This is a genomic window from Bacillus sp. BF2-3 (genome assembly GCF_008368795.1).
Lineage (GTDB): Bacteria > Bacillota > Bacilli > Bacillales > Bacillaceae_G > Bacillus_A > Bacillus_A cereus.
In genome coordinates this window covers 89073-103939 of record NZ_QOSA01000003.1, presented here as the reverse complement: position 1 = coordinate 103939, position 14867 = coordinate 89073, and the positions used below count along the sequence as shown (strand labels likewise).

The window sequence follows — 14867 nt, the reverse complement described above, 5'->3', positions numbered from 1 at the left end:
GTTCTGGCGGCAATGGCTCTGGTGGCAATGGTTCTGGCGGTAACGGTTCTGGTGGTAACGGTTCTGGCGGCAATGGCTCTCAAGGCGGCAATCGTGTTAAAGGTGATAGCAGTTCTCAAGGGGGTAATGGCTCTCAAGGTGGCAATCGTGTTAAAGGCGATAGCAATTCTCAGGAGGGCAACGGTTCTCAAGGGGGTAATGTAAAAGATAATACGAAAAAACAAGGTGATAAATTACCTAATACTGCAACGCATTACCCTATATCTATTTTAATGGGGCTTTCAACATTCCTAATTGGTATGTTACTGTTTATTCGTCGTAAAAACGTAAAATAAGAACAACATCCTTCCATCTAAAAAGTACATGAAATACTGTATAAAACTAAAAAGGACTTTGGATTACATTTTATTATGCAGCCCAAAGTCCTTTTATCACCTATCAGAAAAAGTATTAATACGCTTTTCCCCAATACACCATTTGTTTAGCTTCTTTACCACAACAAATACATTCTTCAGCTAAATACTCTTGCTCAAAAGGCATACAACGTGAAGATACGCCAACTTCTTCTTTTAGTTTTTCTTCACAAGCTAATTCCCCGCACCACATTGCCTTAATAAAGCCTTGCTTTTCATCAGCTATTTTTTTCATCTCTTCGAAATTTGTCGCAACATACGTCTTCTCATCGCGAAATGCTTTTGCTTTATTAAATAAAGCAATATGAATTTCTTCAAGTAATGCTGGAATACGTTCTTCTAATTGATCCATTGGTACAAACTCTTTTTCCTTCGTATCTCTTCTTACAAGTACAACTTGATTCTTTTCAATATCTTTAGGGCCAACTTCTAATCGAATTGGAATCCCCTTCATTTCATACTCATTAAATTTCCAGCCTGGTGTTTTATTACTAGCATCTATTTTTACTCGTGCAACCTTTTGAATATGTGCTTGTAACTCTGTTGCTTTTGCTAAAACTCCTTCTTTATGCTGAGCAATTGGTACAATAACAACTTGCACTGGAGCGACTTTTGGTGGCATTACAAGTCCATTATTATCACTATGAACCATTATTAGCCCGCCTATCATTCTTGTTGATACACCCCAAGATGTTTGGTGCACATATTGCCACTTACCGTTACGATCTAAAAACTTAATATCAAATGCTTCTGAGAAATTCGTCCCAAAGTTATGAGAGGTTCCTGTTTGAAGTGCTTTTCCATCATGCATTAAACTTTCAATTGTATAAGTTGCCTTTGCTCCAGCAAACTTCTCTTTTTCTGTTTTTTGTCCTTTAATAACTGGTATTGCTAAATAATCCTCACAGAAAGAAGCATATAAGTTTAAAATATTTAATGTTTCAGCCTGCGATTCTTCTGCCGTTTCATGGATTGTATGACCCTCTTGCCATAAAAATTCAGTCGTACGAAGGAACGGCCTAGTTGTCTTCTCCCAACGAACTACTGAACACCACTGATTATATAACTTTGGCAAATCATTATAGGATTGCACAATTTTTGAAAAGTGCTCACAGAATAAAGTTTCAGATGTAGGACGTACACAAAGTCTTTCCGCTAACTTTTCATCTCCGCCATGCGTAACCCATGCTACTTCAGGAGCAAATCCTTCAACATGATCCTTCTCTTTTTGCAATAAACTCTCTGGGATAAACATTGGCATATATACATTTTCATGGCCAGTTTCTTTTAACTTCTCATCCATCACCTTCTGCATATTCTCCCATAAGGCATAACCATACGGACGTAAAATCATGCATCCTTTTACACTTGAATAATCAACAAGTTCGGCTTTTTTTACAATATCGGTATACCACTGCGCAAAGTCCTCTTCCATCTTCGTAATGGCTTGCACTTGTTCTTTTGCCATAGTCAGTCTTCCTCCTTCTAGAAAATACAAAAAAGCCCGCGTCCCTAAATAGGGACCGAGCTTTGTCGGCGTTACCACCCTGATTCATGCACAAAAATTGCGCATGCTCTCTTTTTGATAACGGGAAATTCCCGCTGCATATGCAGAACTCAAAGGCAGGTTCCATATTGCCTTTTTAAGAATCTTTCAGCCTGACGGATTCTCTCTCTGCTAAAAAGGTTGAACATGTACTAGTCCTTTTTCATCGTTATAACGAAATAAATTTGTTGATTATCATAATACAAATTCTTTTTTAAAACAATAGCTAATTTTCTTATTTTTATATATTCTTTTCATTTTTTGCAGTTTTATACGTAGCTTTTCCGCGTAATTTTCACAAGTTGATGTGCAATCATACCGATAAGTGTACCAAGTAGGACGAAGAAACCAATAAATCCATATCCCATTCCTTCCCACCCACCAATAACAATCATTGTAACGGGAAAGGACGCTAAGCAAAGAAGTATTAAACTAAGTGCAAATATAATATCGAACTGTTTGTCTGGAAACCGTTTCTTTAGTAAATATGAAATAGCAAATACAAGGATAATCGTGATTCCGCCAATGATGTAAAAGATACCAAATCCATCTAACCAATCCATAGTGTTTCCTCCTTCCATAGATTCCCTTATACTTAATTATATGTTTAATTTTTCTGAAAATAAATAATAAATTTTCACATAAAAATATATTTTTATTACTAGGTATTAATAGTAATATATAAGAATAGGTTTTATATAATCAGGAGGGAACTTTATGGATAAAGCATTAACAAACCATGTCATTATTTTATCATTCGACTGTTTATCAGCTTTAGATTTTCCTATACTACAAAAACTACCTCATTTCCAATCTCTAATAAAAAAGGGCACGGTTGTCGAAAAAGTAGAACCAATTTATCCTTCTGTAACATATCCAAGCCACTCAACAATCGTAACCGGTAATTACCCTAACAAGCACGGTGTTGTTAGCAATACGTTACTTCAACCAGGGCGTGAATCACCTGATTGGCATTGGTACCGAAAATCAATAAAAGGAACAACATTGTATGATGAAGCGCGCAAAGCAAATTTAACGACAGCTGCCCTTCTATGGCCTGTTACTGGAAGAGCGAACATCGATTACAATTTACCAGAAATTTTTCCAAATAGACCTTGGCAAAATCAAGTGTTAGTTTCCTTATTTAGCGGTAGCCCACTATACCAATTAGATTTAAATCGTCGTTTCGGCCATATAAGAAATGGTTTATCACAACCAGAGCTGGATGATTTCGTCCTCGCCTCTGCTGTGCATACAATCCAGACGAAAAAGCCTAATATCATGTTCGTACATTTCACCGATCTAGACACACAAAGACACTATCACGGCTTTGAATCTAACGAAACAATAGCTGCTATCCAGAGACACGACGAACGTCTAGGGAAAATTATTCAAGCACTAAAAGAAAGTGACTTATACGAAGAAAGTACAATTATTGCCCTTGGTGATCATAGCGCTTTAAGTGAAAACAAATCCATACAATTAAATGTGCTATTCCATCAAAGAGGACTTATATCTCTTAATAAAAAAAGAAAATTAGTAGACTGGAAAGCCTATTGCCAAAGTTGCGACGGCTCTGCCTATGTATATGTAAAGGACAAAAATGATACGGATACAATTCGGGAGGTACAACTACTCCTTGAAGAACTACTTCAAAATAAACAAAACGGAATTGAATTTATACTTCATGATGAAGCTGCGAAAGACTGCGGTGCAGACGGTAATTGTTTATTTATGTTAGAAGCACAAGAGGGGTATTATTTCACTGAAAACTATACAGGAGATTTTATAAAAGAAATTACTGCAAAAGATGTTACGCCTAGTAAAAAATATACATTTGGTACGCATGGATACTCTCCAACAAAACCTAACTATGAAACAATTTTTATAGCTGCTGGGAAAGGGATAAAAAGCGGCATTACCATACCGTATATGAGACTTATTGATGAGGGCCCAACTATCGCTAGACTACTCGGTTTACACTTAGGTGAAACAGACGGATCAATTGTAGAGGATTTACTCCAATTGTAAAGAACTGTGTATATATGTAAAAGTTATGTAAAATTCATCATTGTTTCTCTTTTTATAATTTTTATTTTTGTACACTGTTAGTAAAACAAATTTGAGGGGGAACATTATATGAAAAAAATGTCCAGACAAGAAAAAAGCTGGATATTATACGATTGGGCGAACTCCGTATATTCGCTCGTCATTACAACTGCATTATTTCCAATTTACTTTAAAGCAGCTGCAAAAGAAGCGGGTTTATCTGGGGCAACTTCAACAGCATATTGGGGATATGCAAACTCATTCGCAACACTTTTAATTTCTATACTTGCTCCTATTCTTGGCACAGTTGCTGATTATAAAGGATTTAAAAAACGTTTTTTCACATTCTTCTTTGGACTCGGTATCGTATTTACAAGTATGTTAGCAGTCGTTCCAACCTCTCAGTGGTACTTATTGCTAGGGTGCTATATGCTCGCCTTAATCGGCTTTGCTGGAGCAAACATTTTCTATGATGCATTTTTAGTAGACGTCACTTCTGAAGATAGAATGGACCGAATTTCTACAAGAGGATTTGCATTAGGTTATATCGGGAGTACAATTCCTTTTATCGGTTGTATCGCTCTTATTATTCTTTCCCAAAAAGGAACTATTCCCTTATCGGTCGGCATTGCTAGTCAAATTTCCTTTGCAATAACAGCTCTTTGGTGGGGATTATTTACAATTCCAATGCTAAAAAACGTAGAGCAAACACACTATATTGAGCGTCATCCAAGACCTATTAGAATGAGCTTCAAACGTCTTGCTGATACTTTTAAAAATATTAAAGAATATAAAACTGTATTTATGTTTCTAATCGCTTACTTTTTCTATATTGACGGAGTCGACACAATTATTACTATGTCTACCGCTTACGGAACCGATCTCGGTATTAGTGCAACGAATCTATTAATCATATTATTTGTAACACAAATTGTCGCTTGTCCATTTGCTTTACTATACGGAAAATTATCTGAAACATTTACTGGTAAAAAAATGTTATATGTCGGTATCATTATTTATATCATTATTTGCACATATGCTTATTTTTTAAAAACGACACTTGATTTTTGGATTTTAGCAATGTTAGTTGCTACATCTCAAGGTGGTATTCAAGCACTAAGTCGTTCATACTTTGCAAAACTAGTACCTAAAGAATCTGCTAATGAATTCTTCGGATTTTATAATATATTTGGCAAGTTTGCCGCAATTATGGGTCCGGTATTAGTCGGTGTTACAACCCAATTAACAGGAAAAACAAACGCTGGTGTTCTTAGTATTATTGTTCTGTTTATTATCGGAGGATTCTTACTAACTAGAGTTCCAGAAAATAATACATCCGTTACACCACCTAGTCCAAAGACTAAAACGCTATAAGAAAAGATCCTCTTCTCATAAGAAGAGGATCTTTTTTATTTTTAAAGGTGCGACTTATAATGAACGACTCTACTGCTTGTACAAAAATAATTTATCAACAGTTGTTCCTAATACTTCAGCTAAACGGAATGCTAACGCTAAACTTGGATCATATTTATTATTCTCAATTGCATTTATCGTTTGTCTAGAAACCTTACATTTATCAGCTAATGCGCCTTGTGAAATATTATTTTCAGTGCGTAATTCATAGATTTGATTTTTCACACCATTGCTCCTAACCTGTAAAATCGTTTTTACAACATCAGTATATAATTGGCTCATATAGTTGTCAAAAGTTCCTCAAAGAAAAAGGGAGCAATATTGCTCCCTTACAATAGTTATTTCGAAGCTAACGAATTTGTTAGTGCCTCTTTATTAGCAACATCTTCTTTTTTTATTTGCATACGTAGAACTGGCCCTATCGCTAATAAAATAAGTGCCATTGCTATACAAAACACAGTAACTAGTGAAGTTAGTTCCTTTAATCCTCCAGCTAGTGAAGTTCCAATTAGCATTGCCCCCATAAACAGTGGTAAAATCGTCCCATTTACTCTTCCAACCATATTTTCTGGTACAAGTTGAATCATAAGCGTACCGACAACAATATTAACACAAGCTAAACAAATACCTGTTCCAAACCTCATGAAACTAGTAATCCAAAATGATGTAGATAGCCCTTCTACTAAAAATGACATTGCTAATATGCCCATACCGAATACAAACATTTTTTTCGGATTCACTTTTGAAGCGAAAATTGCAGCAACAATACCACCAATTAACATACCTATTCCATCAGCTGCAGCTAAATATTGAACTGCTTCCTTTTCCATTCCAAGGCGTTCTATTACAAGAAACACCTCTAATGGAGTTGTTAATCCAACAGCTAAGCCTATAATGGTGAAAGTGATCGTAATCATACGTAAATTTTTCGTATGAAGAACATACTTCCAACCTTCTTTTATATCATTTTTTAATGAATCTCTCGCCACTTGCTCTTTTTCAACCCATTTTGGTAAAAATGAAAGGGCGATAGCAGATAACAAAAATAAAATGATTAAGCTATATAGTGACGTAAATAAACCAAGTTGTGTATACACAAGCGATCCTACCACTGGTCCAAAAATTAGAAATAATGACTGTAATGTTTGGTTAAATGCAATCGCATTTGCTACCTGTTCTTCTTTTACATAGCGCTTAAATATACGCGAAGATGAGGGCTGAGAAAACTGACCTACAATCGCGGAAATGAGTGTTGCAAAAAATATAGCCTGCCAATAATCCAACTTTAACAACAGGACAATTCCTATAATAGACAGTACACTCAACACATCTCCAGTGACCATTGTTCTTTTCGGATTCCAGCGATCAGCTAGCGCACCACCGATAAACGAGAAAATAAAAATAGGTGCATATTCCATAACTGATAACAAAGAAACAGAAACCGGATCATTATTCGTTCGCTCCATTATAAAATACAAAAGAGCCATATTTCTGATCCAAATTGCAAATTGTTGTAAAATATCAGACGCCATAACGAGCATAAATGCTCGGTTTTTAAATAAAGCGTTCATTTTCATTCCCCTTTCACAAACCGACCGTTCAGTCTAATTTATTTTGTAAGAAAAGCAACTGACCTATTATTCAGCTGCCATTCCTTTTAACAATACATCTATTGCCTTTTTATAAATACGCTTCAACTCTTTATAATCTAGCTCGTAGTAAAGTACTCCAAGCCCTGATAATAATCCATTCACAATATACATAAGATCACGAGTATTATCTTCACGGAACTCTCCAGACTGTATACCTGCTTCAATTAATTTCTCAAACATAACATATGATTCTCTAGTTAAAGCTAATAGTTCCTCCAAAATCTCTTTACTTACAACTTGACTCATAGAGAATTCCTCTATGGCATTTGAAATTGGTTGCTGTATGTCCTCTACATGATATTCCGCGAGACCATATAGTTTTTCAGTACTAGTGCTATACAACTTCTCTTTTTCATTCCATTTTTCAAGCCAATCATACGTATGCTGTTTCACTACAAATAAAAATAATTCTTCTTTACTTTTAAAGTGATAATAAATACTTCCTTTACTTCGCTCTGTAATTTCACAAATCTCTTCCATAGATGTAGCTGCGTAGCCCTTCTGTGAAAATAGACTTTCTGCTTTGTATGCAATTTCTTTCTTTATCTCTTCTGCGCTTCTTCTCATATTCACACCTCTTTAAACCGACCGTTCAGTCTAATAATAACAAATCAAAAACCTCTATCGCAAGAGGCTATATTCCTTATTTAAGAAAACGTACTTTCAAACCAAGTTCGAATCATATGTATTGTTCCAAATTTAAATGCTAATTTAACAAGAAATACGCCTCCCGCAGCTAATAAAAATAACACTACTTTCCCCTTATTTTTCACTTTCGGTTCCCTTTTCATTTCCATTCCCCTTAGTATGTTAAAAATATTAATCAAACGTTTGTTTAACTGTGTTTATGTATATGTAAGCCGACTAATCAAACGTTTGTTTAAAAAGAAATACGCCTATATAAGGCGCATTTTCATCAATCCCCACCGCCACCGCAGCTTCCTCCGCTATCTCCCCCAAAAGAGCCTCCACAATCATGTGAACCGCCATCATGCGAGCTATCATTATCCGATCCAGCAAAGAAAAATAATGGTGATGAGCTGTTAGATGAATTATGTATGTTATTTTGTTTCGCCAAGTTCACCTTCTTTTTGTTCGATCGAACTGCTGTTACGATTATTCCAACTACAACAAATAATAGTATGACAATAATAAATCCCATATAAAAGCCTCCCCTATTCCTCGAATAATTGAATGATTCTCTCTAGATTTTCAAGTGAAATGAAGCGTGATTCACGAAGAATTTCTTTTCCATTATGAAATAATAAAATTGTTGGCCCTGTAAATACTCCATATCGCCCCGCAATCTCTTGCATGTCTTGTAGTAATATCTCTATTTTCTCTACGTAATCATAATTCTCTAATACGCAATTTACTTTTCTTAGCATAACATCACAAACACCACAATTTTCCGTTTTAATAAACAGAAGTACCAATTGTTGTTCTTCGATATAGGTCGCTAATTCTTCTATCGTTTTAAATGTAGTCATCTTATCCCTCTTAGCGTAATTTACGAAATAATTTGCCTTGATACATACGAAAAGCTGAACTATCTTTAATCTTTCTCTTTTCCATTACCTGCTGAAAACGAAGAGTTTTTGCTGTTAACTCTTCTCGTAATTTCTTTCTCTCTTCTTCATCATAACAGCAAGCAATTAGATCCTCTATTTTTAATATATCTTTTTGTAGTTCCATTTCTGGTGGAATCATTCCCGCATTTTTTAAAATTTTATAACTCATTCTAAGTTCTGGAGGTACCATTGAAAGATCTTCTAATTGTAGTGGTTTTCCTTTTCCCGGAAGATAATCAAGATCACCATTCCGTATTGCTTGTCGAATTTTTTCTTCAGCAATGTTCAAAAACACATCCACACTATTCCCTCCTTTACATATTTTTACTATTATTTTACATGATATTTCCTTATCTTTCTACGTCTTTAATAATTGGCTCCATACAATTTTTTCTCAAATTTATTTATAATGAGCTTTTTCTTCCCATACCAATCTTTAGTTTTCATATATAGTTTGTATTCAAGCCTTTTTGTATTGAGAAAGTCTTTTTCAACTTAATAAAGCGTTTACACTAAATCTTACATTTGTTACGATTTAATCACCCCCAGCTCCCTTGTATAGACTTCGTGATGTCTGATCATTTTATCTAGACGTTTCATACGTCTAGATTCATTTTGGTTTATTGGCGTATGCCTTTAAATATATCTTTTATTTTGAAAGGAGAAATGGCTATGAGGTCTCAAAAATTCACACTGCTATTACTATCTCTACTACTTTTCTTACCTCTTTTTCTCACAAATTTTATTACTCCAAATCTCGCATTAGCAGATTCACCAAAGCAAAGTCAAAAAATTGTTGGGTACTTTCCTTCGTGGGGCGTTTACGGACGTAATTATCAAGTTGCTGACATTGATGCATCAAAGCTTACTCACCTTAACTATGCTTTCGCGGATATTTGTTGGAATGGAAAACATGGAAACCCTTCTACTCATCCTGATAATCCAAATAAACAAACGTGGAACTGTAAAGAATCTGGTGTACCATTGCAAAATAAAGAGGTTCCTAATGGTACTCTCGTACTCGGTGAACCATGGGCTGATGTTACCAAATCGTATCCTGGCTCAGGGACAACTTGGGAAGATTGCGATAAATATGCCCGTTGCGGAAATTTCGGGGAACTAAAACGATTAAAAGCTAAATATCCTCACTTAAAAACAATTATTTCCGTTGGTGGCTGGACTTGGTCTAACCGCTTTTCTGATATGGCCGCTGATGAAAAAACAAGAAAAGTATTTGCTGAATCTACAGTAGCTTTTCTTCGCGCATATGGGTTTGATGGCGTAGATTTAGACTGGGAATATCCGGGCGTTGAAACGATTCCTGGTGGTAGTTATCGTCCTGAAGATAAACAAAATTTCACTCTCCTTCTTCAAGATGTCCGAAATGCTTTGAATAAAGCAGGTGCTGAAGATGGCAAACAATATTTACTAACAATCGCTTCAGGCGCAAGCCAACGCTACGCTGATCATACAGAGCTAAAGAAAATTTCTCAAATACTCGATTGGATTAATATTATGACATATGATTTCCACGGCGGATGGGAAGCTACTTCTAATCATAATGCAGCTCTATATAAGGATCCAAATGACCCAGCAGCAAATACGAATTTTTACGTAGATGGTGCTATAAATGTTTATACAAATGAAGGTGTTCCAGTCGATAAACTAGTATTAGGCGTACCCTTTTACGGACGTGGCTGGAAAAGTTGTGGCAAAGAAAATAACGGACAATATCAACCTTGCAAACCAGGTAGTGATGGGAAACTTGCTTCTAAAGGTACTTGGGATGATTATTCTACCGGTGACACAGGTGTGTATGATTACGGTGATTTAGCAGCCAATTACGTTAATAAAAATGGTTTTGTACGCTACTGGAATGACACAGCTAAAGTACCTTATTTATATAATGCAACTACAGGCACATTTATTAGCTACGATGACAATGAATCTATGAAATACAAAACAGACTATATAAAGACGAAAGGTTTAAGTGGAGCAATGTTTTGGGAACTAAGCGGAGATTGCCGTACAAGTCCAAAATATAGTTGCAGTGGTCCAAAATTACTTGATACGCTAGTAAAAGAATTACTTGGTGGACCTATTAGTCAAAAAGATACTGAGCCACCAACGAATGTTAAAAACGTTGTAGTTACGAATAAAAATTCAAACTCAGTTCAATTAAACTGGACTGCATCTACTGATAACGTAGGAGTTATGGAATATGAAATTACTGCTGGAGAAGAGAAATGGAGTACAACAACAAATAGCATTACAATTAAAAACTTAAAACCTAATACGGAATACACATTTTCAATAATTGCCAAAGATGCTGCTGGAAATAAATCACAACCTACCGCTCTTACTGTCAAAACGGATGAAGCTAATACGACACCTCCTGATGGAAATGGTACTGCTACATTTTCAGTCACTTCGAATTGGGGCAGCGGTTATAACTTCTCGATTATAATCAAAAATAATGGAACGACTCCTATTAAAAATTGGAAATTAGAATTTGATTATAGCGGTAATTTAACACAAGTTTGGGATTCTAAAATTAGTAGTAAAACAAATAATCATTATGTAATTACGAACGCAGGATGGAATGGTGAAATTCCTCCTGGTGGATCTATTACAATTGGCGGTGCAGGAACAGGTAATCCTGCCGAACTTTTAAATACCGTCATTAGCGAAAACTAGACGTAATATCCATTAATTAATTCACTAAAGTTTGAATTTAGGTTTGAGCAATACCTCCTAAATTCAAACTTTTAATTTTACGAAAAATCAAAAATATCATAATAACCTATTATAATTATATTTAATTTCTAATATGAAGTTTATATGAAGTTCATTTGAATTTTACATGAATTTCCTTTAATTTCTATTGTCTTCCTATAATATCCATATTATCCTTTACATAAAGGAATTATTTTCATTCCATTTTGAACTATCTATATATATAAAGAAAGATAGTCACCTGTTAGGGAAAGGCTTTCGTATTATAAATATAACAAAAGAAAAAGCACGCTTATAAGCGCACCATAAGAGTGCTTCTTCATACAATTCTCATGTAAGAGTTCTCGAAAATCATGTTAATCACAAAGAAAAGGCATTAGCTCCTAAAAGCTAATGCCTTTTCTTTATTCATATTGTTCAGTATTCCAATCTTCTATATTCCATACTTTTGTTATCCACGATTCATAGAAAGAAGGTTCATGTGAGACAATTAAAACCGTTCCTTTGTATTGTTGTAACGCTTCCTGTAAAGCCATCTTAGTTTCTACATCCAAATGATTAGTCGGTTCGTCTAAAATTAAAATATCAGCTTTTTCTATTTTTTCATATAAGGAGCTAACACACTTAAAATCTCTTCTTTATCCTTTTTTAATTCGAGTGATGTTAACATATCCATCGTTCTCGGCCTAGGTAATTTCACTTGTACCTCGCCAACTATTGACGCTGGTCTTTGAGATAAAATAAATACGCGATCTGAAAGCAAGATTGCCTCATCTAAGTCATGTGTCACCATAACGATTGTTTGCTTTTCTTGATGCCAAGAGTTTAAAAGCCAGCTATGTACTTCCATTTTTGTAAATGCATCTAATTTACCAAAAGGCTCATCCAGCAGCATAATTGGCTTTTCACATAAATATGTGCGCAGAAAACTAATTCTTTGACGCATACCACCAGATAATTCATCTGGATAATGGTCTGCATATTCATCTAGTTGGAACTGCTTTAATGCTTCCATTCCTTCTGTCAGCCTTTGTTTTTTCGGCTTTCCTTCAATTTCTAACGGAAGAACGATATTTTGCAAAGCTGATCGCCACGGTAGTAATAAATCTTGTTGTGGCATATAACTAACAACATCTTGCTCTTGTACTTGCTTATCGTTATACGTTACGTTCCCGCTTGTTGGTTTTTCAACATTTGCAATCATGTTTAATAATGTGCTTTTCCCGCAACCACTCGGTCCTACAAAGGAAACAAACTCTCCCTCTTGTATAGAGGCACTAATATTCTCTAATACATTCTTTCCGTCAAAAGATTTCACTATATTTTTTATGTGTAATCCGCTCATTTTTCACTTGGAAGGAATTCATTTGTAAAAGCATCTTTTACATCGATTTTCTTTTTAATAACTTTGTTGTCATATAAGAAATTCATGTAATTCGTCCAAATTTCTTCCTTCTGTACTCCCCATGCTTTAGCATCATCTTGATACTTCGTACTTAACCATTTTTGGCTTTCTTGAACTAAATCTTTATTTACATCTGGAACAGCTTTAATTAAAATATCAGCAGCCTCTTTCGGTTCCTTAATTGCAAAATTATAACCTTCTGTCGTTGCACTCATAAACTTTTTCACAAAGTCTTTATCTTGCTTCGTATGTTTTTCACTCGTAATAATAACAGGACTATAGAAATCAAGCGCTGGATCTAAGTCCTTCACCATAATCGTATTTAACTCTTTTCCTTGGCGCTTTGCTTCAATACCATCCCAACCGTAATAAATCCATTCGAAATCTGCATCACGACCGATTGATTTAAAGAAATCTGTTTGTCCTAAGATGATTTTTTCAACTTTATTAAAATCAGCTTGATGTTTATCCATAATCGTCTTTAATGTCGCTTCTTCCGCTGGTCCTCCCCAGCCGCCGTAACGTTTACCTTCAAAATCTTTCGGTGACGTCATATTATCTTTCTTAAGCGATGCAAACGCTGAAGTGTTATGCTGAATAATCGCTCCTACAGATACAACAGGAATTCCTTCCACACGAGCTAACGTTACATTTTCTTGTGCGCTTATTGCGAAGTCTGCTTTTCCTGATGCTATCATTTGCTCTGCTGTTACATTGTCACCTGGTTGAATAATTTCTACATCTAATCCTTGCTTTTTGTAATAATCTTTCGTTTGCGCTACATACAAGCCAGTATGATTCGTATTTGGAAACCAATCTAATACTACTTTTACTTTTTGATCTTTACTTGCACTTTCTTCTTTCTTCGCCGGATTACATCCAGCCACACCTACCGCTACTAAGGCAGCTAACATAACTTTCAAACCTTTTTTCATTTTCTGCCGTCCTTTCTATATATCCATGGTGCTGTTATTCTTGCCATAAACTCTACGATAAAATACAGGCATAATGTCACCATAACGATGATTGCTGCAACACCAAATACTCGGGCAGTCAAAAAGGATTTTGTAGCCCTCGTAAGCATAACGCCTAATCCTTCACTTGCACCGAGCCATTCTCCGATAATTGCCCCCATTACGCTATATGTAACTGCAATTTTTAAACCTGAGAAAAAGTATGGAAGCACTGCTGGAAATTTTACTTTCTGGTAAACTTGCCATTTTGTCGCCTTCATTGTTTGTAACAGTTTCAGCATGTTTTTATCTACTGTTTGAAAACCTTCTAAAATACTAAGCGCAATTGGGAAGAAACAAACGAGTATTACGACCATTACTTTCGGCAACATCCCATATCCAAACCAAATAATAAATAGCGGTGCAAGTACAACAATTGGAATTGTTTGCGAAATAACGAGCAATGGATTTATTAAAATACGAAATAACGGTATAACGTCCATAATAATTGCGATGCTCGTCCCCAATAAAATTGCAAAGAATAGTCCAATTATAACTTCCTGCAGTGTTTGCATCGTATTTGGTAATAGTAAATCTTTCATCCCAATTAATTCTTGAACAATGGCAGAAGGCTTTGGTAAAATCCACGGTTCGATTTTAAATAATGAAACAGATCCTTCCCATATCGCAATGAGAAGGATAAGCCAAATAGTTGTAATAAGTTTAGATTGCTTCTGGTTTTGCATATTCATCACGGTACTTCCAAACCTTTTCATCTATCGTTACACCAGTGCTTGGACGATAATGGATTTTAATAGAAGTAATCACTTCTTCTGCTCCAGCATCGACGCAAGCTTGTTGCGCACGTTTAACGACATCAAGAAGTACATCTAATTCTCCTTCCAAAGTTGTTTCCATTGCCCCTACTTCATAACGAACTCCCGATTGTTGCACAACTTCAATTGCTTTATCGACAACAGAATATACATCTTTCGTTTTCGCTTGTGGTACTACTGAAAATGACATTGTAACTTGTTGTGACATAATAAAATCCCCCTTATAAAATTAAATTTCAAAAATAAGAAAAGGCTTTCCTACTGCGTAGGAAAGCCTTGTATGCAAGTTATTA

Annotated in this window: 17 protein-coding genes, 1 pseudogene and 1 other annotated feature; of the genes and pseudogenes, 4 read left to right on the top strand and 14 right to left on the bottom strand. The window is 35.3% G+C overall.

Going from position 1 to position 14867, the window contains the following annotated elements; genetic code table 11:
* Positions 1-335 (top strand): LPXTG cell wall anchor domain-containing protein (locus DN401_RS04200; RefSeq protein ID WP_149287546.1); only part of this gene is annotated, 335 nt, incomplete at its 5' end.
* A 115-nt stretch (positions 336-450) separates the two neighbouring features.
* Here the strand turns inward: DN401_RS04200 and proS are convergent.
* Both proS and DN401_RS04190 read right to left on the bottom strand, forming a co-directional pair.
* Complete coding sequence (proS, locus tag DN401_RS04195) at positions 451-1881, bottom strand: proline--tRNA ligase (protein ID WP_098212573.1); 1431 nt, start codon at positions 1879-1881, stop codon at positions 451-453.
* A gap of 47 nt (positions 1882-1928) precedes the next feature.
* Positions 1929-2135: a binding site (T-box leader), on the bottom strand.
* A 93-nt stretch (positions 2136-2228) separates the two neighbouring features.
* Positions 2229-2522: a YesK-like family protein gene (locus DN401_RS04190; protein WP_000383850.1), complete on the bottom strand. Its 294-nt coding sequence runs from the start codon at positions 2520-2522 to the stop codon at positions 2229-2231.
* 154 nt (positions 2523-2676) lie between these two features.
* Between DN401_RS04190 and DN401_RS04185 the strand changes: the two genes are divergently transcribed.
* Together DN401_RS04185 and DN401_RS04180 are read left to right on the top strand one after the other, a co-directional pair.
* Positions 2677-3990, top strand: coding sequence for an alkaline phosphatase family protein (locus tag DN401_RS04185; RefSeq protein ID WP_000356407.1), 1314 nt, complete (start codon positions 2677-2679; stop codon positions 3988-3990).
* A gap of 108 nt (positions 3991-4098) precedes the next feature.
* Complete coding sequence (locus tag DN401_RS04180; protein ID WP_000738812.1) at positions 4099-5382, top strand: MFS transporter; 1284 nt, start codon at positions 4099-4101, stop codon at positions 5380-5382.
* A gap of 69 nt (positions 5383-5451) precedes the next feature.
* Here the strand turns inward: DN401_RS04180 and DN401_RS04175 are convergent, their stop codons facing one another.
* The 7 genes from DN401_RS04175 to DN401_RS04145 all read right to left on the bottom strand — a co-directional run bounded on the left by DN401_RS04175 (position 5452) and on the right by DN401_RS04145 (position 8945).
* Positions 5452-5703: a helix-turn-helix transcriptional regulator gene (locus tag DN401_RS04175; RefSeq protein ID WP_002023181.1), complete on the bottom strand. Its 252-nt coding sequence runs from the start codon at positions 5701-5703 to the stop codon at positions 5452-5454.
* 56 nt (positions 5704-5759) lie between these two features.
* A complete protein-coding gene (locus DN401_RS04170) occupies positions 5760-6992 on the bottom strand; it encodes an MFS transporter (RefSeq protein ID WP_000992579.1) in 1233 nt (410 codons plus the stop codon).
* A gap of 66 nt (positions 6993-7058) precedes the next feature.
* On the bottom strand, positions 7059-7640 hold the full coding sequence (locus tag DN401_RS04165) for a TetR/AcrR family transcriptional regulator (RefSeq protein WP_001254439.1): 582 nt from the start codon (positions 7638-7640) through the stop codon (positions 7059-7061).
* An 80-nt stretch (positions 7641-7720) separates the two neighbouring features.
* The gene (locus DN401_RS04160) at positions 7721-7864 is read right to left on the bottom strand and encodes a hypothetical protein (protein WP_000817981.1); all 144 of its coding nucleotides are present in this window, start codon (positions 7862-7864) and stop codon (positions 7721-7723) included.
* A gap of 125 nt (positions 7865-7989) precedes the next feature.
* Positions 7990-8235, bottom strand: a complete 246-nt coding sequence (locus DN401_RS04155) for a hypothetical protein (RefSeq protein ID WP_000505774.1) — start codon at positions 8233-8235, stop codon at positions 7990-7992.
* Positions 8236-8248: 13 nt separating this feature from the next.
* Positions 8249-8563 (bottom strand): thioredoxin family protein, encoded by a 315-nt coding sequence (locus DN401_RS04150; RefSeq protein ID WP_000206515.1) that lies wholly within the window; start codon positions 8561-8563, stop codon positions 8249-8251.
* 10 nt (positions 8564-8573) lie between these two features.
* Positions 8574-8945, bottom strand: coding sequence for a DnaJ family domain-containing protein (locus DN401_RS04145; RefSeq protein WP_000382376.1), 372 nt, complete (start codon positions 8943-8945; stop codon positions 8574-8576).
* A 371-nt stretch (positions 8946-9316) separates the two neighbouring features.
* Between DN401_RS04145 and DN401_RS04135 the strand changes: the two genes are divergently transcribed.
* Positions 9317-11341 (top strand): glycosyl hydrolase family 18 protein, encoded by a 2025-nt coding sequence (locus DN401_RS04135; RefSeq protein ID WP_001257487.1) that lies wholly within the window; start codon positions 9317-9319, stop codon positions 11339-11341.
* Positions 11342-11784: 443 nt separating this feature from the next.
* Here DN401_RS04135 and DN401_RS04130 read toward each other — a convergent pair.
* From DN401_RS04130 to DN401_RS04110, 5 genes and pseudogenes are all read right to left on the bottom strand, one after another.
* A pseudogene (locus tag DN401_RS04130) lies at positions 11785-11967 on the bottom strand (P-loop NTPase family protein); the annotation flags it as partial.
* 8 nt (positions 11968-11975) lie between these two features.
* Entirely contained in the window at positions 11976-12725 is a 750-nt protein-coding gene (locus DN401_RS04125; RefSeq protein WP_033695432.1) for an ABC transporter ATP-binding protein, read from the bottom strand.
* The gene (locus DN401_RS04120; RefSeq protein WP_000715573.1) at positions 12722-13720 is read right to left on the bottom strand and encodes an ABC transporter substrate-binding protein; all 999 of its coding nucleotides are present in this window, start codon (positions 13718-13720) and stop codon (positions 12722-12724) included. Before DN401_RS04120 ends, DN401_RS04125 begins: the two co-directional genes overlap by 4 nt.
* On the bottom strand, positions 13717-14490 hold the full coding sequence (locus DN401_RS04115; RefSeq protein ID WP_001057166.1) for an ABC transporter permease: 774 nt from the start codon (positions 14488-14490) through the stop codon (positions 13717-13719). Before DN401_RS04115 ends, DN401_RS04120 begins: the two co-directional genes overlap by 4 nt.
* Positions 14462-14782 carry an MTH1187 family thiamine-binding protein gene (locus DN401_RS04110; protein WP_000082906.1) on the bottom strand — a complete coding sequence of 107 codons (321 nt, stop codon included), beginning with the start codon at positions 14780-14782 and terminating at the stop codon, positions 14462-14464. Before DN401_RS04110 ends, DN401_RS04115 begins: the two co-directional genes overlap by 29 nt.
* Positions 14783-14867 lie beyond the last annotated feature (85 nt).

Coding starts and splice junctions, on each gene's coding strand:
- proS (WP_098212573.1), bottom strand. CDS start 1,881: ATGGCAAAAGAACAAGTGCAAGCCATTACGAAGATGGAAGAGGACTTT.
- DN401_RS04190 (WP_000383850.1), bottom strand. CDS start 2,522: ATGGATTGGTTAGATGGATTTGGTATCTTTTACATCATTGGCGGAATC.
- DN401_RS04185 (WP_000356407.1), top strand. CDS start 2,677: ATGGATAAAGCATTAACAAACCATGTCATTATTTTATCATTCGACTGT.
- DN401_RS04180 (WP_000738812.1), top strand. CDS start 4,099: ATGAAAAAAATGTCCAGACAAGAAAAAAGCTGGATATTATACGATTGG.
- DN401_RS04175 (WP_002023181.1), bottom strand. CDS start 5,703: ATGAGCCAATTATATACTGATGTTGTAAAAACGATTTTACAGGTTAGG.
- DN401_RS04170 (WP_000992579.1), bottom strand. CDS start 6,992: ATGAACGCTTTATTTAAAAACCGAGCATTTATGCTCGTTATGGCGTCT.
- DN401_RS04165 (WP_001254439.1), bottom strand. CDS start 7,640: ATGAGAAGAAGCGCAGAAGAGATAAAGAAAGAAATTGCATACAAAGCA.
- DN401_RS04160 (WP_000817981.1), bottom strand. CDS start 7,864: ATGAAAAGGGAACCGAAAGTGAAAAATAAGGGGAAAGTAGTGTTATTT.
- DN401_RS04155 (WP_000505774.1), bottom strand. CDS start 8,235: ATGGGATTTATTATTGTCATACTATTATTTGTTGTAGTTGGAATAATC.
- DN401_RS04150 (WP_000206515.1), bottom strand. CDS start 8,563: ATGACTACATTTAAAACGATAGAAGAATTAGCGACCTATATCGAAGAA.
- DN401_RS04135 (WP_001257487.1), top strand. CDS start 9,317: ATGAGGTCTCAAAAATTCACACTGCTATTACTATCTCTACTACTTTTC.
- DN401_RS04125 (WP_033695432.1), bottom strand. CDS start 12,725: ATGAGCGGATTACACATAAAAAATATAGTGAAATCTTTTGACGGAAAG.
- DN401_RS04120 (WP_000715573.1), bottom strand. CDS start 13,720: ATGAAAAAAGGTTTGAAAGTTATGTTAGCTGCCTTAGTAGCGGTAGGT.
- DN401_RS04115 (WP_001057166.1), bottom strand. CDS start 14,490: ATGAATATGCAAAACCAGAAGCAATCTAAACTTATTACAACTATTTGG.
- DN401_RS04110 (WP_000082906.1), bottom strand. CDS start 14,782: ATGTCACAACAAGTTACAATGTCATTTTCAGTAGTACCACAAGCGAAA.